Source organism: Streptomyces sp. NBC_00012, from assembly GCF_045040875.1.
Taxonomy (GTDB): domain Bacteria; phylum Actinomycetota; class Actinomycetes; order Streptomycetales; family Streptomycetaceae; genus Streptomyces.
This window is the reverse complement of record NZ_CP108309.1, coordinates 5382949-5405676: the sequence shown is the minus strand read 5'-3', so window position 1 is coordinate 5405676 and position 22728 is coordinate 5382949. Positions and strand designations below refer to the sequence as shown.

Annotated in this window: 18 protein-coding genes and 1 rRNA gene; 8 read left to right on the top strand and 11 right to left on the bottom strand. The window is 69.8% G+C overall.

Annotated features, from left to right (window positions below; genetic code table 11):
* Window positions 1–68 precede the first annotated feature (68 nt).
* Complete coding sequence (locus tag OHA19_RS24885) at window positions 69–740, bottom strand: HAD family hydrolase (protein WP_405713221.1); 672 nt, start codon at window positions 738–740, stop codon at window positions 69–71.
* 163 nt (window positions 741–903) lie between these two features.
* The gene (locus OHA19_RS24880) at window positions 904–1410 is read right to left on the bottom strand and encodes a DUF6912 family protein (protein ID WP_405713223.1); all 507 of its coding nucleotides are present in this window, start codon (window positions 1408–1410) and stop codon (window positions 904–906) included.
* Between the two features lie 292 nt (window positions 1411–1702).
* Here OHA19_RS24880 and OHA19_RS24875 point away from each other — a divergent pair, with 292 nt between their 5' ends.
* On the top strand, window positions 1703–2131 hold the full coding sequence (locus tag OHA19_RS24875) for an Rv3235 family protein (RefSeq protein WP_405713225.1): 429 nt from the start codon (window positions 1703–1705) through the stop codon (window positions 2129–2131).
* 1336 nt (window positions 2132–3467) lie between these two features.
* Here the strand turns inward: OHA19_RS24875 and secA are convergent.
* A complete protein-coding gene (gene secA, locus OHA19_RS24870) occupies window positions 3468–6293 on the bottom strand; it encodes a preprotein translocase subunit SecA (RefSeq protein WP_405713227.1) in 2826 nt (941 codons plus the stop codon).
* A 239-nt stretch (window positions 6294–6532) separates the two neighbouring features.
* Between secA and OHA19_RS24865 the strand changes: the two genes are divergently transcribed.
* Together OHA19_RS24865 and OHA19_RS24860 are read left to right on the top strand one after the other, a co-directional pair.
* Complete coding sequence (locus OHA19_RS24865) at window positions 6533–7102, top strand: GNAT family N-acetyltransferase (RefSeq protein ID WP_405713229.1); 570 nt, start codon at window positions 6533–6535, stop codon at window positions 7100–7102.
* Window positions 7103–7168: 66 nt separating this feature from the next.
* Complete coding sequence (locus OHA19_RS24860; RefSeq protein ID WP_405751652.1) at window positions 7169–8344, top strand: winged helix-turn-helix domain-containing protein; 1176 nt, start codon at window positions 7169–7171, stop codon at window positions 8342–8344.
* A 55-nt stretch (window positions 8345–8399) separates the two neighbouring features.
* Here the strand turns inward: OHA19_RS24860 and OHA19_RS24855 are convergent, their stop codons facing one another.
* From OHA19_RS24855 to mtnA, 7 genes are all read right to left on the bottom strand, one after another.
* A complete protein-coding gene (locus OHA19_RS24855; protein WP_405713232.1) occupies window positions 8400–9149 on the bottom strand; it encodes a response regulator in 750 nt (249 codons plus the stop codon).
* Window positions 9150–9332: 183 nt separating this feature from the next.
* Window positions 9333–10022, bottom strand: a complete 690-nt coding sequence (hpf, locus tag OHA19_RS24850; RefSeq protein ID WP_405713234.1) for a ribosome hibernation-promoting factor, HPF/YfiA family — start codon at window positions 10020–10022, stop codon at window positions 9333–9335.
* A 322-nt stretch (window positions 10023–10344) separates the two neighbouring features.
* The gene (locus OHA19_RS24845; protein ID WP_405713236.1) at window positions 10345–11073 is read right to left on the bottom strand and encodes a ComF family protein; all 729 of its coding nucleotides are present in this window, start codon (window positions 11071–11073) and stop codon (window positions 10345–10347) included.
* Between the two features lie 113 nt (window positions 11074–11186).
* Entirely contained in the window at window positions 11187–13052 is a 1866-nt protein-coding gene (locus OHA19_RS24840) for an LpqB family beta-propeller domain-containing protein (RefSeq protein WP_405713238.1), read from the bottom strand.
* Entirely contained in the window at window positions 13042–15066 is a 2025-nt protein-coding gene (gene mtrB, locus OHA19_RS24835; protein WP_405713240.1) for an MtrAB system histidine kinase MtrB, read from the bottom strand. The genes OHA19_RS24840 and mtrB overlap by 11 nt, the downstream gene beginning before the upstream one ends.
* Window position 15067: 1 nt before the next feature.
* A complete protein-coding gene (mtrA, locus tag OHA19_RS24830) occupies window positions 15068–15757 on the bottom strand; it encodes a two-component system response regulator MtrA (protein WP_187438793.1) in 690 nt (229 codons plus the stop codon).
* Window positions 15758–15761: 4 nt separating this feature from the next.
* Entirely contained in the window at window positions 15762–16910 is a 1149-nt protein-coding gene (gene mtnA, locus OHA19_RS24825; RefSeq protein ID WP_405713243.1) for an S-methyl-5-thioribose-1-phosphate isomerase, read from the bottom strand.
* 140 nt (window positions 16911–17050) lie between these two features.
* Between mtnA and OHA19_RS24820 the strand changes: the two genes are divergently transcribed.
* From OHA19_RS24820 to OHA19_RS24800, 5 genes are read left to right on the top strand one after another with little or no spacing between them, the layout of a single operon-like run.
* The gene (locus tag OHA19_RS24820) at window positions 17051–18253 is read left to right on the top strand and encodes a glycerophosphoryl diester phosphodiesterase membrane domain-containing protein (protein WP_405751649.1); all 1203 of its coding nucleotides are present in this window, start codon (window positions 17051–17053) and stop codon (window positions 18251–18253) included.
* Between the two features lie 4 nt (window positions 18254–18257).
* Window positions 18258–18947: a DUF4129 domain-containing protein gene (locus OHA19_RS24815; protein ID WP_405713247.1), complete on the top strand. Its 690-nt coding sequence runs from the start codon at window positions 18258–18260 to the stop codon at window positions 18945–18947.
* Window positions 18944–20155 (top strand): DUF4350 domain-containing protein, encoded by a 1212-nt coding sequence (locus OHA19_RS24810; RefSeq protein WP_405751647.1) that lies wholly within the window; start codon window positions 18944–18946, stop codon window positions 20153–20155. The genes OHA19_RS24815 and OHA19_RS24810 overlap by 4 nt, the downstream gene beginning before the upstream one ends.
* A complete protein-coding gene (locus OHA19_RS24805; protein WP_405751644.1) occupies window positions 20152–21153 on the top strand; it encodes an AAA family ATPase in 1002 nt (333 codons plus the stop codon). Before OHA19_RS24810 ends, OHA19_RS24805 begins: the two co-directional genes overlap by 4 nt.
* Window positions 21154–21163: 10 nt before the next feature.
* Window positions 21164–22474 (top strand): DUF58 domain-containing protein, encoded by a 1311-nt coding sequence (locus tag OHA19_RS24800; protein WP_405721520.1) that lies wholly within the window; start codon window positions 21164–21166, stop codon window positions 22472–22474.
* Between the two features lie 119 nt (window positions 22475–22593).
* On the opposite strand, the gene rrf is transcribed toward OHA19_RS24800, so the two are convergent.
* Window positions 22594–22710: ribosomal RNA gene (gene rrf, locus OHA19_RS24795) — 5S ribosomal RNA — on the bottom strand.
* Between the last annotated feature and the right edge of the window lie 18 nt (window positions 22711–22728).

Below are 22728 nucleotides of genomic sequence, written 5' to 3'. Positions count from 1 at the left end.
CCTCGCCGGGCTCCCCTGCCCGTACCCGCACCCGGCACGCCCTGCCCTCTCTACCTGCTCTGCCTGCTCTACCCGGCGATCTGCTCGGCGAGGTGCGCGGCCTCGGCCAGACTGTCCACGACCGGCACCCCGGCCGCCTCCAGACTGGCCCTGCTGTGCGACCCGCCGGTGTAGAGCACGGCCTTCGCTCCGACGTGGGCCGCGGCCACGGCGTCGTCCACCGCATCCCCGATGACCACCGTGTGCTCGGCGGATATCCCGTCCAGCGCGGCGATGTGCCGCTCCATGTGCCGTGCCTTGCTGCCGCCGGAGGGCCCGGTGCGCCCGTCGACCCGCACGAAGTGCCGCTCGATGCCGTACCCCCGCACCACGGGGACCAGCTGGTCGTGGCCGTACATGCTCAGGAGCGACTGGCTGCCCCCGCTCAGCCGCCACTGGGAGAGCAGCGCCTCGGCCCCTTCGGTGAGCCCGCAGGCGGCCCGCCGCTCGGTGTAGTGCTGGTGGAAGATCCCGTCCATCCGCTCCCACTCGGCCTCCGTGGGCTGCCTGCCCATCAGCCGTTGGTAGAAGCGGGGTATCGGGATGCAGTACATCTCGCGGTACTGCTCAAGGGTGATCGGCGCCAGGCCGACCTCGCCGAACGCCGCGTTGGTCGCGCCGATGACCGCGTCGTTGTCATCGAGCAGTGTGCCGTTCCAGTCCCAGACCAGATGCGTGCGGTGCTTCCCATGCGTCCCCATGCATAAGAAAGTACCCGCCCCCTCCGACAACCGTTCGGCTCCCGCCCGCTGTCCTCGGGCGACGAGAACCTCGGGGATCCGGCTCCTCGGGCCGGATCCCCAGGAGACCAACTACCCGGGCGACCAGCTCCTCAGAAGACCAACTGCTCGGGCGACCAGCTGCTCAGGGAAGCAGATTCGGGATCTCCTGGATGCCGAACCACAGCAGCTCGTGGTCCTCGGCGCCGTCCACGGTGAACTGCGCGTCGTCGTCCCCGAGGTCCGCCGCCCCCAGCGCCGCGGCCGCCGCCGTGACGTCCTTCTCCGCGTCATCCGCGTCGACATGCACCGCGGCGGCCTCGGCGAGCGCCACGGGGGACGCGATCCGCACCTCGCCGAGCGAGGACGGGTCGAGGCCGTGGTCCGGGTCGGCGACTGCCGCACCGTCCGGCACTTCGACGGCGATGACGACGCGCCTGCGCACCGCGCCGGGGTTCTGCGCGATCATGCGCAGCGAGGCGGAGGCGGCCCGGTTGAGCGCCGCGTACTCCAGCTCCTCGATGTCGTCCGAGACGTACCACTCACGCAGTGCGGGGGTCACCGCGTACGCGGTGAGCGGACCGGGACCGATTTCGCCCGCCCGGTGCGCCGCTGCGAGACCGGACAGGGTCAGGGGGACATACACGCGCATGGCCGGGTCGCTTTCGTAGTCGGAAACGCCCTCAGGATACGTGTGACGTCCCCCTTTGGGGTCACGTGCATCGATGCTGCCCCGTCCACCCGGCAACCGCCCCTCACCCTCCTTGCGCCCGCCTCACGCCCCGCTCGACACCGGCCGCATCACCCGGATAGGTGATTCCTCCCGGTCGTCCCCGTCACTCCCCTGCCGCTTGCGGCCCCCTCGGCCGTCGCCGTAGAAGGTCCACAGCAGAAGTTACCGCCCGGTAATTCACCGGGCCTCTGAAGCACGGGGGCGATGATCGATGAGCACGAACAGGACCCGGCCCGCCGGACGACGCGACCAGCGCAGGCCCGAAGCCGTACCACCCCAGCGCACCCGGACTCCCCGGCGCGTACGCCCGCACCACTGGTTCGCCGACCGCCTCCTGGCGGTCCTCAGCGGCCAGCGCCCGGTGCACTGGATGCTCGGCCACACCATCGGCGAGGCCTACGACCAGCTGACCGAACTGGCCCCACGCACCCCCCTCAGGGCCCGCGGCGCCCGCCCCGTCATCCGCATGTGCCACGGCGCCCAGCCGGCCCCGGGCGTGGTGGAGGCCTGCGCGAGCATCGCGGCGGGCGAACAGGTACGCGCGATGGCCTTCCGCCTGGAACAGGGCACCGACCTCCGCTGGCGCTGCGCCGCAGTGGAACTGGGCGACGAACACCTGCGGGCAGCCGCGTCCCGCTAGCCAGGGCGGGGCCACGACGGAGCAGAACCCCGAACAGGACAGGAAGGGAGGCAGACCGAGCGGCCAGGACGGGGCGGCAGAACCACCGAAACCGACAACGCGACAGATCCCCGGCACGCCAGAACAGGAACGAAGAACCAAGCGCGGTGCAAGCCCATCCTGGTCCCGTCCCGGCGCGGGGCAGCCCGCCCCGGGACAGAACCAGCGAAACCACGTACACCCCGTTCCGACCCCTCCCAGCCCCAGCGTGGCCGGGAGGGAACAGCCAACACACCAGGAGCCCCACCCAAGCCCCTCCAGCCCCTCTCGACCCCATCCGGCCCACCTACCCCGCCGCGCCCCCACCAGCCCCGCCTCTCAGCCCCGCCCCGGCCGCCCTGGCCCCTTCTCAGCCCCGCCTCGCCCCCATCCCGACCAACCGGGCCCACCGAGCCGCACCCCGACCACCGGCCCCTCCCGGCCCCGTCTCGACCCTCCGGCCCCACCAGCCGCCTCTCAGCCCCGCCTCGCCCCCATCCCGACCAACCGGGCCCACCGAAGCCGCACCCCGACCCTCCGGCCCCTCCCGGCCCCACCAGTCGGCCTCTCAGCCCCGCCTCGCCCCCATCCCAACCAACCGGGCCCACCGAAGCCGCACCCCGACCCTCCGGCCCCTCCCGGCCCCACCAGTCGGCCTCTCAGCCCCGCCTCGACCCCGCCCTGGCCCCCGGCCACCTCCCAGCGCCACCCCGGCCCCACCCCGACCACCGGCCACCTCTCAGCTCAGCGCCACCCCGGCCTCATCCCGACCCACCGGCCACCTCCGCCCCCACCCCACCCCGCCCCTCCGGGCCCCTCCCGACCCTTCCTCGGCCCCACCAGTCGGCCTCTCAGCCCCGCCTCGACCCCGCCCTGGCCCCCGGCCACCTCCCAGCCCTACCTCGCCCCCCACCCCGACTCACCCACCACCTCGGCCCCACCGGCCCCCTCGCCTCCACCCCAATCCCAACCCTCCGGCTCCCCTTCTCAGCCCCTCCGGCGATTGAGGAGCGGGGCCCGGGGCAGCGCCCCGGTTCCGGGAAGGGGCGGGGAGGGGACAAGCCCCGCGCAGCGGCCCAGCCCACCACCCCGCCCCCGCCGAACACGCCCGCCCCCACTCCCGACAAGGCCAGAACCTCAAGGTCACACCCCACAAGCCACCGCCCACCGTCTCACCGCTCCGCCACCTCACCGCCCCACCGCCCCCGGTCCCAAAAAAACCGGGGTCGGGCGCCCAAACCACGCGCGCCCGACCCCGGCAACAACCCGACTACCCGACCACCGCAAGAACGTCCAAGGACGTCCCCGGCAGCCGCTACTACTTCTTACGGCGGCGCCCGCCCCCACCACTCTTCTGGGCCTTGCGCCGCTCCGCCCTGGTCAGCCCATCGGACTCGGCCCCGGCACCGGCCGTACCCTCGCCGCTGGTGAAGTCGCCCTCGACGACCCCGCCCTCCCCGTCCACCGTGGGAGCGGAGAAGTGCAGCCGGTCCGGACGCTGCGGAGCGTCGAGCCCCTTGGCGCGGATCTCCGGACGTGCCGCCGGCACGGCGTCCTCCTTGACGAGCGAGGTCCGCTCGGCCTCGTCCTGCACCGGCACCTCCTCGACCTGCTGCTCGACCTGGACCTCCAGGTTGAACAGGTAGCCGACGGACTCCTCCTTGATGCCCTCCATCATGGCGTTGAACATGTCGAAGCCCTCGCGCTGGTACTCGACCAGCGGGTCCTTCTGCGCCATGGCACGGAGGCCGATGCCCTCCTGGAGGTAGTCCATCTCGTAGAGGTGCTCACGCCACTTGCGGTCCAGGACGGACAGCACCACACGCCGCTCCAGCTCACGCATGATGTCCGAGCCGAGCTGCTTCTCGCGCTCGTCGTACTGCTCGTGGATGTCGTCCTTGATGGACTCGCCGATGAACTCGGCCGTGATCCCGGCCCGGTCGCCGGCCGCGTCCTCCAGCTCGTCGACGGTGACCTTCACCGGGTAGAGCTGCTTGAACGCGCCCCAGAGCCGGTCCAGGTCCCATTCCTCCGCGAAGCCCTCGGCGGTCTCCTGGCGGATGTAGTCGTCGATCGTGTCGTCCATGAAATGGCGGATCTGGTCCTGCAGGTCCTCGCCCTCCAGGACGCGGCGACGCTCGCCGTAGATGACCTCACGCTGCCGGTTGAGCACCTCGTCGTACTTCAGGACGTTCTTACGCGTCTCGAAGTTCTGCTGCTCGACCTGCGACTGGGCCGACGCGATCGCCCGCGTCACCATCTTGTTCTCGATCGGCACGTCGTCCGGCACATTGGCCATCGACATGACGCGCTCGACCATCTGCGCCTTGAACAGCCGCATCAGGTCATCGCCGAGCGACAGGTAGAAGCGGGACTCGCCGGGGTCGCCCTGACGGCCGGAACGACCGCGCAGCTGGTTGTCGATACGCCGCGACTCGTGGCGCTCGGTACCCAGGACATACAGCCCGCCGAGCTCCTTGACCTCTTCGAACTCCGCCTTGACGGACTGCTCGGCCTTCTCCAGCGCGGCGGGCAGCGCGGCCGCCCACTCCTCGACGTGCTCGACGGGGTCCAGGCCACGCTGGCGCAGCTCCGCCTCGGCGAGGTCGTCGGGGTTGCCACCGAGCTTGATGTCGGTGCCTCGTCCGGCCATGTTCGTCGCGACCGTGACCGCGCCCTTGCGGCCGGCCTGGGCGACGATCGTCGCCTCACGGTCGTGCTGCTTGGCGTTGAGGACCTCGTGCTGGACACCGCGCTTGGAGAGCTGCTGCGAGAGGTACTCGGACTTCTCGACCGAGGTGGTGCCGACCAGGATCGGCTGGCCCTTCTCGTGCTTCTCGGCGATGTCGTCGACGACCGCGGCGAACTTCGCGACCTCGGTGCGGTAGATCAGGTCCGACTGGTCGGCACGGACCATCGGCCGGTTGGTCGGGATCGGCACCACACCGAGCTTGTAGATCTGGTGGAACTCGGCGGCCTCGGTCATCGCCGTACCGGTCATGCCGGAGAGCTTGCCGTAGAGACGGAAGAAGTTCTGCAGGGTGATCGTGGCGAGGGTCTGGTTCTCGTCCTTGATGTCCACCCCTTCCTTCGCCTCGATCGCCTGGTGCATGCCCTCGTTGTAGCGGCGGCCGGCGAGGATACGGCCGGTGTGCTCGTCGACGATCATGACTTCGCCGTCGATGACGACGTAGTCCTTGTCCTTCTTGAAGAGTTCCTTGGCCTTGATGGCGTTGTTGAGGTACCCGACGAGCGGCGTGTTCACCGACTCGTAGAGGTTCTCGATACCGAGCCAGTCCTCGACCTTCGAGACACCGGGCTCATGGATGGCGACGGTCCGCTTCTTCTCGTCGACCTCGTAGTCGCCGGTCTCCTCGATGCCCTTGAGCGGGTTGCCCGCCTCGCCCTTGGTCAGCCGCGTGACCAGCTTGGCGAAGTCGCCGTACCACTTGGTGGCCTGGTCGGCCGGGCCGGAGATGATCAGCGGCGTACGGGCCTCGTCGACGAGGATCGAGTCGACCTCGTCGACCACCGCGAAGTTGTGGCCGCGCTGGACGAGCTCGTCGGCCGACCACGCCATGTTGTCGCGGAGGTAGTCGAAGCCGAACTCGTTGTTCGTGCCGTACGTGATGTCGCAGGCGTACTGCTCGCGGCGCTGGGCCGGCGTCATGTTGGCGATGATGCAGCCGACGGTCAGGCCGAGGAACTTGTGGACGCGGCCCATCAGTTCGGAGTCGCGCTCGGCGAGATAGTCGTTGACCGTGATCAGGTGCACGCCCTTGCCGGAGAGCGCGTTGAGGTACGCCGGCAGGGTGCCGACCAGGGTTTTGCCCTCGCCGGTCTTCATCTCGGCCACGTAGCCGAGGTGGAGGGCTGCGCCGCCCATCATCTGAACGTCGTAGTGGCGCTGTCCGAGGACCCGCTTGGCGGCCTCACGGACGGTCGCGAATGCCTCGGGGAGCAGGTCGTCCAGGCTCTCGCCGTCCGCGTACCGTTCCTTGTACTCGTCGGTGAGCGCCCGCAGCTCGGCGTCGGAGAGGTTGACGAAGTCCTCTTCGATGGAGCTGACCTGGTCCGCGATGCGGTGCAGTTTGCGCAGGATCTTGCCTTCGCCTGCACGCATGAGCTTGTTGAAGACGGACACTGAGGCTGGTCTCCTTGCCGGTCGGGCCTGGCACTGGGTCGTGTTATGGACTCTGGCGCGGGCACGGCAGGTGGGCCCCACCGCAACGGCCATCGTAAGCGAGGACCCCGCCGCCCCGGGAGGGCTGCCGCCGCGTTGGCCCCGCTGTCCCCTCCGAGTCAACGGCCGGGGAGCGCCGAAGGTGCCGGGAAGTCCGAAAAGTGTTCGCTTCCCGAGCACTCCCTCCCCAGAATCCCTGCATGGAGCCGATCACCCTCACCAGCGACCGCCTACTGCTGCGACCCTTCGCCGAAAGCGACGTGGACGCGATCCACGCGGCCTGTCAGGACCCGGACATCCAGCGGTGGACGGTCGTGCCCTCCCCGTACGGCCGCGCCGACTCGGAATTCTTCGCGACAGAGCTGTCTCCTGGTGGCTGGCACGACGACTCCATGTACAACTTCGCGGTGGTCCTGCGCGAGACCGGGGCCCTGACCGGCGCCCTCGGCATCAACCGCCGCCTGCCGGGCACGTACGAGGTGGGGTTCTGGACCGCCGGGGAGCACCGGGGCCGCGGCTACATGACGGAGGCAGTGCTGTGCGCCGCCCGCTGGACCTTCACCGCACTGGGCGGCGACCGGCTGGAGTGGCGCGCCGAGGTGGGCAACGTCCCCTCGCGCGCCGTGGCGCTGAAGGCCGGGTTCCTGATGGAGGGCGCACAGCGGTCGGGCCTGCTCAACAAGGGCGTACGGCGCGACTCCTGGATCGGTGCGCTGCTGCCGTCCGACCTCGGCCTGCCGGGCACCCACACCTATCTGCCCGCCCCCTGACCCGTCGGGCCGGGGTTCCGCGGGAACCCCGGCTCACTGTCAGTGCCTGCCTCTAGGGTTCGGGGCATGACGCCTGTGCCGCCTCCCGCCGTTGAACTCTCCGCCGACCAGGCCCGCAGGATCGCCCTGCGCGCCCAGGGCTTTCTCGGCGCTCCGGACCGCCGGGCCGGGGTTCCGGGCGTGCTGCGTCATCTCGGCGCCGTGCAGCTCGACACGATCTCGGTGCTCGCGCGATCGCACGAGCTGATCCCGTACGCGCGCCTCGGCGCCGTCGGCCGGCGTTCCGTCGAGGAGGCGTACTGGTCGGGTGGCCGCACCTTCGAGTACTGGTCGCACGCGGCCTGCATCCTGCCGGTCGAGGAGTGGCCGCACTTCGCCTTCCGCCGCCGCGCCTACCGCTCCCGCCCGCACTGGCACCACGACCTGCCGGACGGTGCGTACGAGACGGTGATCAAGCAGCTGCGCGCCGAGGGCCCGCTGACGGCCACGGAGCTGGGCGGCGCGAAGAACGGAGGGGAGTGGTGGGACTGGTCGGCGTCGAAGGTCGCCGTCGAGCGCGCCCTGATGTACGGCGAGGTGGTGTGCACCGAGCGGCGCAGCTGGAAGCGGGTTTACGACCTCGCCGAGCGGGCCCTGCCCGACGCCGTGCTGCACGACGATCTGGACGACACGGAGTGCCTGCGACGCCTGGTCGCCCTCGCGGGGCAGTCCCTGGGGGTCGGCACCCGTGCGGACATCGCGGACTACCACCGGCTCAAGGGTGAGCAGTTCGACGCGGTGGTGGCCGACTCCGGGCTGGTGCCGGTGAGGGTGCAGGGCTGGGCGAAGCCCGCCTGGGCGGACCCGGCTGCGCTGGCCTCGGAGCCGCGCGGGCGGCACCGTACGACACTGTTGTCGCCGTTCGACTCGCTGGTCTGGGAGCGGGCGCGCACCGAGCGGATCTTCGGCTTCACCCACCGTCTGGAGGCCTACGTCCCCAAGCTCAAGCGGGTCCACGGATACTTCGCGATGCCGCTGCTGGCGGGCGGAAAGCTGCAGGGCCGGGTCGACCCGGCACGCGAGGGCAGCACGCTGGTCGCCCGGCAGGTGTCGCTGGCGAGCAGGAAGGCCGTGGCACCGATGGCCGAGGCGCTGGTGGAGGCCGCGTCCTGGGTCGGATGTACGGATGTCCAGCTGGAGCGGGTCGACGCACCGGAGCTGCGCGGACCGCTCACTCAGGAAATCGCCCGCGTCCTGGCCTGAGCACCCATGCCCTCGGCCGGCCCGATATCAGCTGGCCCGCTCTCCCCCGGCCGGGTCACCTGATCTCCAGGATCTTCTCCCGCATGGCATAGACCACGGCTTCCATCCTGGAGTGCAGCTGCAACTTCTCCAGAATGTTGCGGACGTGGTTCTTCACGGTGTTCTCGGAAATGAACAGTTCCTTCGCGATATCGCGATTGTTCATGCCCGTTGCAACGAGTTTGAGGACTTCGAGTTCCCGGTCGGTGAGTCGCGGTGCCGGCACCAGCCTGCGCTCGTCGGTGCGCTGGATCATCGATTTGAACTCGGTGAGCAGTTTGGACGCCATGGAGGGGCTGATCTGCGACTGCCCGTCGGCAACCGCGCGAATGGCCGTGGCCACTTCGTCCGTGGAGATCTCCTTGAGGAGATAGCCGGTGGCTCCGGCCTTGATCGCGTCGTAGAGGTCCGCCTCCTCGTCACTGATCGTCAGCATGATGATCTTCGCGCTGGGGGCCACCTCCTTGATCGCCGTGCAGGCCTCGATGCCACCGCGCTTGGGCATCCGGACATCCATCAGCACGATGTCGGGGAGCAGATCGGCGGCCTTGTCGACCGCCTCCGACCCGTCACCCGCCTCGCCGACGACCTGGATGTCCTCCTCCTGAGCCAGGACGATCTCCAGACCTCTGCGGAAGAGCGCGTGGTCATCCACCACGAGGACCCTGATCGGCTCCCTGCGGAAACCACTGTCCGCGCCGGTGCCGGCACTGCCGACGTCGTCGGCGTCATTCGCATCGCGCACGGGCCCGAAGGCGTCCGCCATCGTTCCTCCCCCTGAAGGCCATGGCCTGAAGTTCACACGGTCCGCCAACGGCAGTTCACAGAGCACCGATTGGCCTGGGACGCCATGATTCCATGCCTGGACGTCAGAGCGGTGATCCTGTGGTCGCACGCGGGTGCCCCTGGGGGCGCACAGACGCTCCAGGGGCACCGCGGAAGCGTGGCGTCAACCGCCGAGCGCACCGCCTGCGCCGCCCGCCTCATCAGCGGCCAGCGGGTCGGTCCTCAGGTGGATGACACCGTAGTCATAGGCATGCCGTCGGTAGACGACACTGGGTTCCTTCGTCTCGGAGTCGACGAACAGATAGAAGTCGTGCCCGACCAGCTCCATCTCGTAGAGCGCCTGGTCGAGCGACATCGGTGCGGCGACGTGCGTCTTCTCGCGCATCACCAGCGGTCCCTCGCCCTGGACCTCCAGCGAGCCGAACCTCGTGGTCGGTACGGACTCGGCCGACTCATCGGCGATCAGATCACCCTCGCCGTTGAACGACGCCGCCCCCGGCACGGTCTCGCCGACCTCTGCAGCAGGAATCCGGCCGTTGCCGCGGCGGCTGTAGCGCTTGTCGTGCTGCTTGCGCAGCCGCGCCTCCAGCTTGCCGGTGGCCAGGTCCAGCGCTGCGTACGGGTCGCCTGCGGCCGCTTCCGCCCGGATGACCGGACCACGCGAGCGGAGCGTGATCTCCACCCGGTCGGAACGGTCGGCCTGACGGGGGTTCGGCTCCTTGGACACCTCGACGTCGAGGCTGATCACCTTGCCGTCGAACTTCTGGATCTTGTCCAGCTTCAGCTTCTCGGCCACGTGCTTGCGGAACCGCTCGGGCACCTCGGTCTTGCGGCCCTTGACGACGATGTCCACGCAGAACTCCGTTCCCGGATCGCTCCGCTCAGAGGCGGAGCATCTCCCTTTTGCACCAGGCCCCGGTGACAACCGGAGCCGCGGACTCGGTGACTTCCACCTCCTCCTCCCCCATCGGTGAGGTCTCCACCCCACCGAATTCCCAGCTCCTGGACTACTGGTGTGTTGCCTGCCCGAAACCTGGTGGTGCATTCATCGAGGTCTGGCATTCACCATTCCTCACAACCGAACATAGCCTGCCCGGCCGGATGTCGGCACCCGCTACTCGCACGTACCTCCGTTAGGGGCGTTTTTCTCACTCACTACCTGCAACGATGCAAGTTCATCGACAGTTCCGGTTTATTTCGAAGGCCGACGGAGATACTGCGACAACGGCCGCCTGCCCACTGCCGGAGACAGCACCGGCGTGCCCGCACGCCACCGCCACCGCCCTGGCCGCCTCGGCGAGCGAGGCGCCCGTCGTCAGAAGGTCGTCCACCAGCACCACCCGTCCGGCCGCAAGCAGCCGCTCACCCCCGGCCACGACCGCCAGCGCCCCCGCCAGATTCGCCAGCCGCTGACCGGCGCCCAGCCCCGCCTGGTCGGCCACCGCACGCCGCTGCCGGAGCACCGCGACCACCCGGGCCGGGATGCCGCCGCGTCTCAGCTCACCCGCCGCGGCCAGCGCGATCCGGCGGGTCGGATCATGGCCGCGTGCCGCCACCGCGCGCCGCGCCGAGGGCACCGGCACGAGCAGCAGGGGGCCGCCGTCACCCGCATGCCCCGTCCCGGCCCGTACCGCACCCGCCAGCGCCTTGCCGAGCGCTCCGGCCAGCCCCGTCTCGCCCCGCTCCTTATGGGCCAGCAGCACCGCGCGTACCGCGTTCTCGTACGCGGCGGCCGCGTGCACCACCGGCAGGCCCGGCGGCTCCGGAACACGCCTCACCCGGCGCGGTGCCCCACCGTGGAGTTCCGCCCGGCATTCCTCGCACAGCTGCACACGCGGCCTGCCGCAGCCGCCGCAGGACACCGGCAGCACCAAGCCGGAAATCTCCCGCCACCACCCCCGCATGACTCCACTGTGCGCTTCCCTCAGCGACCCGGCCACCCCTGTGGAAAACGCGGACCAGGCCCTGCGGCTCCCGCCTCGGGCCGGCCCGGCGGATCCCGGCCGTGGAGTGGCTCTCAGCCCGGGTAGACCAGCGACGAACCTTCCTTGACCACTGTCTGCCAATTGTCACCGGGCGACAGTTTCACGATCCCGTCACTGGACGTGGCCGCCATCAGCGGAAGCTGCTCGTCGTCCGCCGCCGCGACCGACAACACCTGGTTCACGCCGGGCAGCACGCCCGATGCGGACGTCGAGCCGTCCGCCTGCACGTAACGCACCTGCTGCACGCCACCCTGCTCCTTGCCGACCACCACGAGGCGACTGCGGCCCGACCACGACATCGCGGTCACATCCGTCAGCTGTGGCGCGGCCTGGCGCAGCTCCACCACCGACACCTGCTGCGCCGATTCCCGCCCGCGCCGTTCGATCCGGCCGATCTTCAGCGTGGTGCGGCCGTCCTGGGTCACCAGCAGGGCTATCCGGACTCCGTCCGCGGACATGCGCAACGCCTCGATCCGCCCGCCGTCCAGGTCGGGCACGGCGACCTGCTGCGGCTCCCCGGTGCCCCCGGCCAATCTCAGCAGTCTGGGCCTGTCGCGATCCCGGTCGGCCACCCACAGGTCGCCCCGGTCGTCCCAGCTCGGTGTGGACAGACGGTTCTTGACGTCGTGGGACCTACTGGTCACCGAGGCCACGGGAAGTTCGCCGTCCGAGACGATGGACGACACATACAGAGAGGCCCCGTCGCGCGAGACCGTCGCCGCCGACTGCTCGTCCCTGGCCACACCGACCGCGCCCATCCGCACCGGCCCGTCCCCGAGCGGACCGGCCACCGGCTCCGGCGTCCCGCTGCCCTTGTTGCTGCCGGGAATTCGTTCCACATGCCCCTTGGCATCGACGAAGTACTGGCTGTCCGGCCCGCTCGACGAACCGTCAGGAGCGAACTCCTCCGCCTGGTCCGCTCCGAGCAGACACAGCGGGGAGCCGTCGGAACGCTGGAGTTCGACCTGCTCGACCCGGGCGGACGTCAGGTCCCTCAGGGTGTAGAGGATCTGCGAGGCCATCATGCGACAGGTGCGCTGCCCGACGCCGTCCGCCTTCTTGTCGAGCGGGACCTTCAGTACGTTGCGGTCGTCGGGCGCCAGCGAGGTGACCCCCTTCTTCAGCGCCGTACCGGGCGGGAACCGCGATGCGACCACGGGCTGAAGCCAACTGGTCGGCCCCGCAAGCAGGCTGCGGACGGACTGCGTCACGGTGTCCATCCCCGTGACGGGGTCCGTCCGGCTGCGGAGATAGACGGGATCGGCGACCAGGGCCGACTGCCCGTCGGACCGCCCCGCCGCGAAGTAGTACTTGTTGACGGAGCGGTAGAGACGCCTGAAGTCCGACTGCCCGAGCAGCAGGCCGTCCGGCACGAGATCGATCCGCCACTCCCTGCCGCCCGGCCCGTTCTCCTTCACCAGATGCAGGGCCTGGTTGTAGTCCGTGGGCGCGAGCGGCTGATAGGCGCTCTGCTCGTCGACCGTCGCCACCTTCTCACCGGTCAGCGTGTAGGTGACCTCGGTGACGTTGCGGTCGCTGGCGTGGAGGGGTCGGTCGTTCCGGTTCGGCGCCTTGGTGAGCACGGTGGTGACCGCGTTCGGCTTCCACGTCTCGGCCGCCTTCTTCGTCAGGTACCGGCGGGTCGTCCTGAAGTGCGGGTCATCACTGGTCATGGACTCCAGGAAGCCGTCGACCACCTCGTTGGGCGTGGCGTTGTCACGTGGCGCGACGGCGTACACCTGCACCTGGGAGTCACCGGGCTGCGAGGCGTCGACAGCCTTGACGTCCCCGGTGACGGGCATCGAGCCGCACGCGGACAGCAGCACCACACCGCACCCGAGCAGCGCGAACAGCCCCAGCACTCGTCCATGGCCGTCCTTGCGACGGTCAGTCCGCACGATTCGTGTCCCCCCGTTCCCGGTCCTGCACCGCAGTGTCGAATTCGCCGTCCGACCGCTCCTCGGCGTGGCGCGCGACCACTCGTGCGCCGCTCCCCGGAAGGGCCGCCGGATGAACCGAGGCCGGCGCCGTGCGCGGAGCCGCCGGAGTGCGGGACGGTACGGGCAGCGCGGATCTGTCGCTGTTGCCGGGCTGGGCCGGCACCGCCGTCAGCCGGTGCTCGCTCCCGGCCTTCGGCGTGGCCGCGGCCCGCTCACGGTTCTCCCGATTGCGACGGGAGTCCTCGGGTTCCAGTGGTATCGGCGATCCGCGCAGCGGCTCGTCCGCCGTACGCGGCAGAGTCAGCCGGAACTGCGAACCGCCGCCGGGCTCGCCCCACGCCTGGAGCCAGCCGCCGTGCAGCCGGGCGTCCTCCACCGCGATGGAGAGCCCGAGCCCGGTGCCGCCGGTCGTCCGCGCGCGGGCCGGGTCCGCTCGCCAGAAACGGTTGAACACCCGCGTCGCCTCGCCCGGTTTCAGCCCCACCCCGTAGTCCCGGACGGCCACGGCGACCGCGCCTCCGGCCGCCCCCATCCGCACCACGACGTCACGGCCCTCGCCGTGTTCGACGGCGTTGACCACCAGGTTGCGCAGGACGCGCTCGACCCGTCGTGCGTCGGCCTCCGCGATCACCGGCTGCTCGTCGCCGACCACCCGGATCCGGGTGCCCTTCCGCTCGGCCAGCGGCTCGGCCCCGCCTATCACCCGCCGTACGACCTGCCGCAGATCTATCGGCTCCGCCTCAAGGGCCGCGGCCCCCGCGTCGAAGCGGCTGATCTCCAGCAGATCGGAGAGCAGCGACTCGAACCGGTCGAGCTGGTCCCCGAGCAGCTCCGCGGAGCGCGCCGTCACAGGATCGAAGTCGACGCGGGCCTCATGGATGACATCGGCGGCCATCCGTACGGTCGTCAGCGGGGTCCGCAGCTCGTGGGAGACGTCGGAGACGAAGCGCCGCTGCATCCGGGAGAGCTCCTCCAGCTGCTGGATCTTCAGCTGCAGGTTCTGCGCCATTTTGTTGAAGGCCTCGCCGAGCCGGGCGATGTCGTCCTCGCCGGTGACCTTCATCCGCTCCTGGAGCCTGCCGGCGGAGAGCCGCTCCGCGATGCCGGCCGCCATGCGCACGGGCGTGACGACCTGCCTCACCACGAACCAGGCGATGGCCCCGAGCAGTACGACCACGAAGAGTCCCGCGGTCGCGAGCGTGCCCTTGATGAGCGTCAGCGACTTCTCCTCCTGCGTCAGCGGGAAGAGGTAGTAGAGCTGGTACGGATTGTGGTCGTTGTCGTAGAGCCGCTTGCCCACGACAAGTCCGGGCTGCGGTTGCTGCCCGTTCGCGTACTGGATCTCGGAGTACGTCTGGAACGCTCCGGACCCCTTGTTCACGGCATCCCGCAGGCGCTGCGGAATACTCACCGCCTCCACGCTGCCCGAGCCGCGTGGGGCACGGGTTCCCTCGTCGGCGCTGAGCGCCACCACGTTGAAGGCGTTCTTGCCGCCGCTGGCGAGCTGGTCGACGAGCTCGGTCCGCCACGAATTGTTGGCAGTGGCGCCATCCGCCGTGTCACCGCCCTGCCCACCGGGGGTGAGCGGGGCGTTGGCCTTCTCCTGGGCAGCGGCGAAACCGCCGGCCGCCTGCGTCTGGGCGGCCTTGCCCTTGGCTTCGAGCAGGCCGTTGCGCACCTGCCCGATCACGACCAGCCCGAGAAGCAGCACCACACCGAGCGACATGAGCAGCGTGCCCGCGACGACCCGCAGCTGGAGATTGCGCCGCCAGAGCCTTACGGCGGGCAGCAGCGGACGCCGCACCCAGCGCATCAGCAATCGCGGCACAGGACCGCCGGGCGCCCGGTCGTGGAACAACCGGCCGCCCTGCAGAAGACGTCCGACCCGGAACGTCCTGTGTCCTGGACCGGCAGCCCGCTCCGCACGGGCTCCCGGCTCCCCGGGCTGCGGAGCAGCGCTACTCGGGGGCATCTCAGCTCGGTCCGGCCTTGTAACCGACCCCTCGGACGGTCACCACGATCTCCGGCCGCTCCGGGTCCTTCTCGACCTTGGAACGCAGTCGCTGGACGTGCACGTTCACCAGCCGGGTGTCGGCGGCGTGGCGGTATCCCCACACCTGCTCCAGCAGCACCTCACGGGTGAACACCTGCCACGGCTTACGGGCGAGCGCGACCAGCAGGTCGAATTCCAACGGGGTGAGGGCGATCGACTGCCCCTCCCGCTTCACCGAGTGACCGGCCACGTCGATGACCAGGTCCCCGATGGCCAGCTGCTCCGGCGCCGGCTCCTCGGACCTCCGCAGACGTGCCCTGATCCGGGCAACCAACTCCTTAGGTTTGAACGGCTTGACGATGTAGTCGTCGGCCCCGGACTCCAGGCCCACCACCACGTCAACCGTGTCGCTCTTGGCAGTGAGCATGACGATCGGCACACCCGACTCGGCCCTGATCAGCCTGCAGACCTCGATGCCGTCCCTACCGGGCAGCATGAGATCGAGCAGGACCAGGTCCGGCTTGGCCTCACGAAATGCGGCAAGTGCCTTGTCGCCGTCCGCTACGAACGACGGCTCGAACCCTTCACCACGCAGCACAATCCCGAGCATCTCGGCCAGTGCGGTGTCGTCGTCGACGACAAGGACGCGTCCCTTCATAATCGACATCATCCCATTAGCTAATCGTTACCTGCGATGATCTGGCACACAGCTCTGCCAGTCCGGCCCCCGTGACCGGGGAAACTGCGCCCTCCTCCGTGACGATCGCCGTGATCAACTCCGGCGGCGTGACATCGAACGCAGGGTTGTATGCCTGGGTTCCCGCCGGGGCCACAAGCAGTCCGCCGGCATCCTCGCCCGCCACCCCGGCCCACGGCGATGTGAGCTCCGTCACCTCGGTCCCCGGTCGCTGCTCAACGATGATCGACGCTCCGTCCGCGGTGTCCAGATCCACGGTCGTGATAGGCGCGACCACGATGAACGGCACGTGGTGGTACTTCGCGAGCACCGCGAGCGGATAGCTCCCCACCTTGTTGGCCACCGACCCGTCCGCGGCGATGCGGTCCGCCCCGATGAGCACGGCATCCACCTCGCCCGCGGCGAACAGCGAACCAGCGGCGTTGTCCGTGAGCAGGCTGTACGACATTCCGTTGCGCGCCGCCTCGAAGGCCGTCAGCCGGGCGCCCTGCAGCAGCGGACGCGTCTCATCCACCCACAGCTGCCGCAGCCGCTTCTCCCGGTGCGCCGCGAGCGCCACGGCGAAGGCGGTGCCCTCACCACCCGAGACGAGTGCCCCCGTGTTGCAGTGCGTGAGCAGACGATGCCCACCGCTGCCGGGCAGCAGCTCGTCCAGCAGGGCAAGGCCGTACCGCGCCATGCGCCCGCTGGCCTCCGCGTCCTCCCGGTGCAGCGCCCTGGCCTCGGCCAGGGCCACCGCTGCGGCCCGCTCCGGATCCGCCCCCATCGCGACGGCCCCCCGGTATGCCCTGTCGGCCCGCCGCACCCCGTACCCGAGGTTCACCGCGGTGGGCCTCGCCCGCTCCAGCAGCTCCGCGGCCACCGCCACGTCGTCCCCCCGGGCGGCCGCGAGAGCCACCCCGTAGGCCCCCGTGATACCGAGCAGTGGGGCGCCGCGCACCGCCAGCGTCCGGATCGCCCGCACCAGCGCGGGCACATCGGTGCACACCAGCTCGGCTGCCTCCGCTGGCAGTCGCGTCTGGTCGAGAAGCACCAGCGCGGGACCTTCCGGCGGCTCGGCCCAGCGAAGTACGGGAAGCGCGGGAGGCTCGATGCCCACCGGCGATTGCGCGTCCAGATCAGCCATCCACCCAGTCTGCCCGGTGTGTCACCCGCAAATGAAGGCAGGAAGGAGATACAGCGCCCGGCCCAGACCCGGGCAACGCGTGGCACGATGGCTGCCAACCTGCCGCCCCGATGAGCGGGCAGGACCGTTAAGGAGCGAGAATGAACGACACTCCGGGCTGGGCCTCGCCCGGATCTGCCCCCTCCGAGGGTCAGGGGGCCGGTGTTCCCCGGCCCTCCGAGCCCGTCGACGGCAGCGGCCCGGCAGGGAACTGGTCTCCCACGCAGCCGCCCGCGGGGCAGTGGTCCCCACCGAGCTCTCCCGGCTCCGGACCCGGCGCACCGCCTCCCCCCGCGGGCTGGGGCGGCGGACCTCAGGGCCCCGGCTGGGGACAGCCGCCCTTTGCGGCCAAGCCCGGCGTCATCCCTCTCCGGCCTCTCGGCGTCGGCGAGATCCTTGACGGCGCGGTCTCCACGATGCGCGCCCACTGGCGCACGGTTCTCGGCATCACACTGGCCGTGTCCGTGATCGCCCAGATCGCGATCATCCTCGTGGAACGCTTCCTGCTGCCGGAGCCTCCGCGGATCGACCCGAACGCCACCGGCTCGGAAGCTCTGCGGCAGGCAACCGAATCGGCTCAGTCGACTCTGTTCAGCAGCTTGCCCTCCCTGCTCATCACCATGATCGCCACGTTGATCACGACATCTGTGCTGACCGTGGTGATCAGCCGCTCCGTGCTGGGCCGCTCCGTGACGCTTTCCGAAGCCTGGGCCGAGGCCCGGCCCCGGCTTCCTCAGCTGCTGGGGCTGACCCTGCTGCTGGCCCTGATCAGCTCCGCCATCCTGGCGGTGGGCCTGCTGCCGGGCATGCTCCTCGGTTCCACCGCAGGTGCCGGGCTCGCCCTCCTCGGGTTCATGGCCGCGTTCGTCGTCGTCATCTGGCTGATGGTCCGCTTCTGCCTCGCCTCGCCGGCCCTGATGCTGGAGCGGCAGTCGATCACCACCTCCATGCGCCGTTCCGCGAAGCTGGTCAGGGGCGCCTGGTGGCGGACCTTCGGCATCCTGGCGCTGACCGGGCTGCTGACGCTCATCGTGGCCGTGATCGTCACCATCCCGTTCGGAGTCATCGCGGTGGCCGTGGACGGCGACGGAATCGGCTCCGCCCTCACGGACGGCTCCACAAACTTCGGCTGGCCCTTCCTGATCGTCTCCGGCATCGGCGAGGTGATCATCGCGACGATCACGTACCCGCTCTCCGCCGGCGTGATGGCGCTGCTCTACATCGATCAGCGCATCCGCCGCGAAGCACTCGACCTCGAGCTCGCCCGCGCGGCGGGCCTGCCCGGATACGACACCAGGAGCTGATGCCGTGTCGGGGGCGGGGGGCACCACAGCAGTACGGCTACTGATCCGCGCGAACGGCGACATGCCCGTGGACACTCCACGTGTCCCCGCCCGCGAGGCAGCAAAGCACGAGCTGTCCAAACCGATGTACCACGAGAACGATCCCAACCTCCTCCAGCGCGGCCTCGACCGGCTCTGGGACTGGATCGGCGACCTCCTGGACACGGCTTCCGGCGCCGCACCGGGCGGCCCTGCAGGTCTTGTCGTACTCGTACTGATCGTCGTGAGCATGGTCGCCGCACTCTGGTGGCGGCTGGGCACTCCGCGCCGCACCGTGCGGTCCGTGGACGCCCTCTTCGACGACAGCCCCCGCAGCGCGGCCGAGCACCGGAAGGCCGCCGAGGCCCACGCCGATGCCCAACGCTGGAACGACGCGGTCCAGGAACGGATGCGCGCCATCGTCCGCTCCCTGGAGGAGCGCGCCCTGCTCGACCCCCGCCCCGGGCGCACCGCCGACGAGGCCGCCGCCGAAGCGGGTCGGCCACTGCCCGCACACGCGACGCGACTCCACGCGGCCGCCAGGGAATTCGACGATGTCACGTACGGCGGCCGTACCGCCGACCGGCAGGCATACCTGGCCCTACGAACTCTTGACCTCGACCTCGAAACCGCCAAGCCTCTCCTGACAACCACGACCCAGGGGGCAGGCGAATGACCGGGGTCACCGCCGCCTCCACCTCGTCGGCCCCCACCCCTCACCAGGTCTGGGTCCGCATCCGCGGTCTGCTCCTCGCCCTCCTCGTACTCATCGCCGCCGGAATCGCCCTGGCAACCGTCCGCTCCGGTGACCAGCACGGCCTCCTCGACCCACGCTCCGCCGACCGCTACGGCAGCCGGGCCATCTCCGAACTCCTCAAGGAACGCGGCGTCTCCGTTGACGTGGTCACCACCCTCGACGAAGCCACCGCCGAGGTCGGCCCCGACACCACGTTGCTCGTCACCTCCCCCAATCTGCTGGCACCGCGCCAGCAGAGCGAGCTCCGGGCCGCGACCGACGATTCGGCCGGCCGCACCGTCCTGCTCGCAGCGAGCCCGTCCTCCGTGCACACGCTGGTCCCCGGTGTCAGGGCAAAGTCCGCCGGACCGGTGGCCCCTCGCTCCCCCGAATGCTCCCTGCCCGCCGCCCGGAGCGCCGGCGACGTCGAAACGGGAGGCGTCCGCTACGCCTCGGACGGACTCGACACCATCGGCTGCTTCCCGAGCGGCGGCCTCCCCACCCTGCTCGTGGTCGAGCAAGGAGCGGGTGACACCGTGCTCCTCGGCTCCCCCGACCTCCTTCACAACCACCGACTCGCCAACCAGGGCAACGCGTCCCTGGCCCTGCAACTTCTCGGTTCCCGCCCTCATCTGGTCTGGTACCTCCCCTCACTCGCTGATACATCCGCCACTGCCGGGTACAGGGGTACGGAAGGCGACGATGCCCCCGACAACCGCAGCTTTGCCGACCTGATCCCCCAGGGCTGGCTGTGGGGCACGCTGCAACTAGCTCTTGCCGCCGTACTCGCCGCCATCTGGCGCGCCCGCCGTCTGGGCCCCCTGGTGACCGAGCGACTGCCCGTGGCCATCCGTGCCTCCGAATCCACCGAGGGCCGGGCCCGCCTCTACCGCAAGGCGAACGCCCGCGACCGGGCCGCCGAGTCACTGCGTTCCGCCGCCCGGACCCGCATCGCCCCGCTCGTCGGCGTCCCCCCACGCGACGCCCACTCCCCCTCAACACTCGTCCCTGCCGTTTCCGCCCGCCTGGGCAGCGCGGACGACAGCCTCCAGACATTGCTCTTCGGACCCGCCCCGTCCGAGGATGCCGCTCTCGTTCGACTGGCAGACCAACTCGACACCCTCGAAAGAGAGGTACGCACGTCATGAGCGCCTCGCCCCCAGTGCCCGCCGAGACCACCGAGTCCCTCGGGAACGGCGACACAGCCCGCGCATCTCTGGAAGCGCTGCGCTCGGAGATCGCCAAGGCCGTTGTCGGCCAGGACCCTGCAGTGACCGGACTCGTCGTCGCTCTGCTCTGCCGAGGCCACGTCCTCCTCGAAGGCGTCCCCGGAGTGGCCAAGACCCTCTTGGTACGGGCTCTCGCCGCCTCACTCGAACTCGACACCAAGCGCGTCCAGTTCACCCCCGATCTGATGCCCAGCGACGTCACCGGCTCGCTGGTCTACGACGCCCGCACAGCTGAGTTCTCCTTCCAGCCCGGCCCCGTCTTCACCAATCTGCTGCTCGCCGACGAGATCAACCGCACCCCTCCCAAGACCCAGTCCTCCCTCCTCGAAGCCATGGAAGAGCGCCAGGTCACCGTCGATGGAACTCCTCGACAGCTGCCCGACCCCTTCCTCGTAGCCGCCACGCAGAACCCCGTCGAGTACGAGGGCACCTATCCGCTCCCCGAGGCCCAACTGGACCGGTTTCTCCTCAAACTGACGGTGCCTCTTCCCTCACGGGAAGAGGAGATCAACGTCCTCACCCGTCATTCCGACGGCTTCAATCCCCGTGACCTCAAGTCGGCCGGCATACGCCCCGTCGCCGGCCCGGCCGATCTGGAAGCAGCCCGGAACGCGGTCGCCCAGACCAAGGTCTCTCCCGAGATCGCCGGCTATGTCGTCGATATCTGTCGTGCCACGCGTGAATCCCCCTCGCTCTCCCTCGGCGTCTCCCCCCGAGGGGCCACCGCCCTGTTGTCGACCGCGCGCGCCTGGGCCTGGCTCACCGGCCGTGACTACGTCATCCCGGACGACGTGAAAGCCCTGGCACTCCCCACACTTCGCCATCGCATCCAACTGCGGCCCGAGGCGGAGATGGAGGGTGTCACCCCCGACTCCGTCATCACGGCCGTCCTCGCTCACGTCCCCGTACCCCGATGAGGCGGTGACCGTGGCCCTCACCGGACGTACCGCCCTGCTGGCAGCCCTGGGGTCACTCCCTGTAGGCATCCTGGCCCCGAGCTGGACCGGAATGCTGGCAGTCAACGCACCGCTCTCTTTGGCAATTCTCTGCGACTATGCCCTGGCTGCACCAGTGCGAACACTCCAGTTCACCCGATCCGGTGATACAAGCGTTCGACTTGGCGAGTCCGCCGAAGTACAACTCACCGTAACCAACACTTCCCGTCGCAAACTGCGGGCACACCTTCGCGACGCCTGGCCTCCCAGCAGCTGGCCCGCCGACACGGACCAGGCTTCCTCACGGCACACACTGGCGGTCCCGGCAGGCGAACGCCGTCGGCTGACCACCTTCCTGCGGCCGACACGGCGGGGTGACCGCCGAGCCGAACGCATCACCATCCGCTCGTTCGGACCGCTGGGGCTTGCCTCCAGACAGGGGACTCACCACGTCCCGTGGACGGTGCGCGTCCTGCCTCCCTTCACCAGCCGGAAGCACCTGCCGTCCCGTCTCGCCAGACTCCGCGAACTCGACGGCCGCACCAGTGTTCTCACCCGTGGCGAAGGCACGGAATTCGACAGCCTGCGTCCGTACGTGCCCGGCGACGACACCCGCTCCATCGACTGGCGGGCCACCGCACGTCAGTCCGCCGTCGCCGTGCGTACGTGGCGCCCAGAACGGGACCGTCACATCCTCGTCGTCCTGGACACCGGCCGTACCTCGGCAGGGCGTGTCGGTGATGTGCCCCGCCTCGACGCGTCTCTGGACGCGGCCCTGCTGCTCACGGCACTTGCCACTCGCGCGGGCGACCGCGTGGACCTGCTGGCCTACGACCGCCGCATCCGCGCACAGGTCCAAGGCCGGTCTGCGGGAGATGTCCTGTCGGCCATGGTCAACGCCCTGGCGCCCGTCGAGCCGGAACTCGTGGAAACGGATTCCCGAGGTCTCGTCGCCGCGGCGCTCGCCGGAGCTCCTCGCCGCTCTTTGATCGTGCTTCTCACCGGTCTGGACGCAGCCCCCGTGGAGGAAGGTCTACTTCCCGTACTCAGTCGTCTGACCCAGCGCCATACCGTGCTGGTGGCTTCTGTGGCGGACCCGCATGTCGAGCAGATGGCGGGTTCGCGAGGCACAGTGGACGCGATCTACGAAGCTGCGGCAGGCGCACAGGCCCAGGCAAAGCGACTTCGCACCGCAGAACAGCTCCAGCGTCACGGCGCGGTGGTTGTCGATGCCACTCCGGACAATCTTGCCCCGGCCCTCGCCGATGCCTACCTCGCCCTGAAAGGGGCAGGCCGGCTCTAACTCATCTCACTGCCGAAAACAAACCGAGTCGCACATCGGGGAAAGGGCTTCCCGATCGACCACCACAGAACGCAGAAAAGCCCCGTGCCACAAAGGGCACGGGGCTTTCTACAATGATTGTTCGGCGGCGTCCTACTCTCCCACAGGGTCCCCCCTGCAGTACCATCGGCGCTGAAAGGCTTAGCTTCCGGGTTCGGAATGTAACCGGGCGTTTCCCTAACGCAATGACCACCGAAACACTATGAAATAAACAA

What these genes read in the sequence shown, in the direction of transcription:
- OHA19_RS24875 (WP_405713225.1), top strand. Translation starts at nt 1,703, where the DNA reads ATGAGCACGAACAGGACCCGGCCCGCCGGACGACGCGACCAGCGCAGG.
- mtrB (WP_405713240.1), bottom strand. Translation starts at nt 15,066, where the DNA reads ATGCCCCCGAGTAGCGCTGCTCCGCAGCCCGGGGAGCCGGGAGCCCGT.
- mtrA (WP_187438793.1), bottom strand. Translation starts at nt 15,757, where the DNA reads ATGATGTCGATTATGAAGGGACGCGTCCTTGTCGTCGACGACGACACC.
- OHA19_RS24860 (WP_405751652.1), top strand. Translation starts at nt 7,169, where the DNA reads ATGACGCCTGTGCCGCCTCCCGCCGTTGAACTCTCCGCCGACCAGGCC.
- OHA19_RS24820 (WP_405751649.1), top strand. Translation starts at nt 17,051, where the DNA reads ATGAACGACACTCCGGGCTGGGCCTCGCCCGGATCTGCCCCCTCCGAG.
- OHA19_RS24805 (WP_405751644.1), top strand. Translation starts at nt 20,152, where the DNA reads ATGAGCGCCTCGCCCCCAGTGCCCGCCGAGACCACCGAGTCCCTCGGG.
- OHA19_RS24885 (WP_405713221.1), bottom strand. Translation starts at nt 740, where the DNA reads ATGGGGACGCATGGGAAGCACCGCACGCATCTGGTCTGGGACTGGAAC.
- OHA19_RS24865 (WP_405713229.1), top strand. Translation starts at nt 6,533, where the DNA reads ATGGAGCCGATCACCCTCACCAGCGACCGCCTACTGCTGCGACCCTTC.
- OHA19_RS24855 (WP_405713232.1), bottom strand. Translation starts at nt 9,149, where the DNA reads ATGGCGGACGCCTTCGGGCCCGTGCGCGATGCGAATGACGCCGACGAC.
- mtnA (WP_405713243.1), bottom strand. Translation starts at nt 16,910, where the DNA reads ATGGCTGATCTGGACGCGCAATCGCCGGTGGGCATCGAGCCTCCCGCG.
- OHA19_RS24810 (WP_405751647.1), top strand. Translation starts at nt 18,944, where the DNA reads ATGACCGGGGTCACCGCCGCCTCCACCTCGTCGGCCCCCACCCCTCAC.
- OHA19_RS24880 (WP_405713223.1), bottom strand. Translation starts at nt 1,410, where the DNA reads ATGCGCGTGTATGTCCCCCTGACCCTGTCCGGTCTCGCAGCGGCGCAC.
- OHA19_RS24845 (WP_405713236.1), bottom strand. Translation starts at nt 11,073, where the DNA reads ATGCGGGGGTGGTGGCGGGAGATTTCCGGCTTGGTGCTGCCGGTGTCC.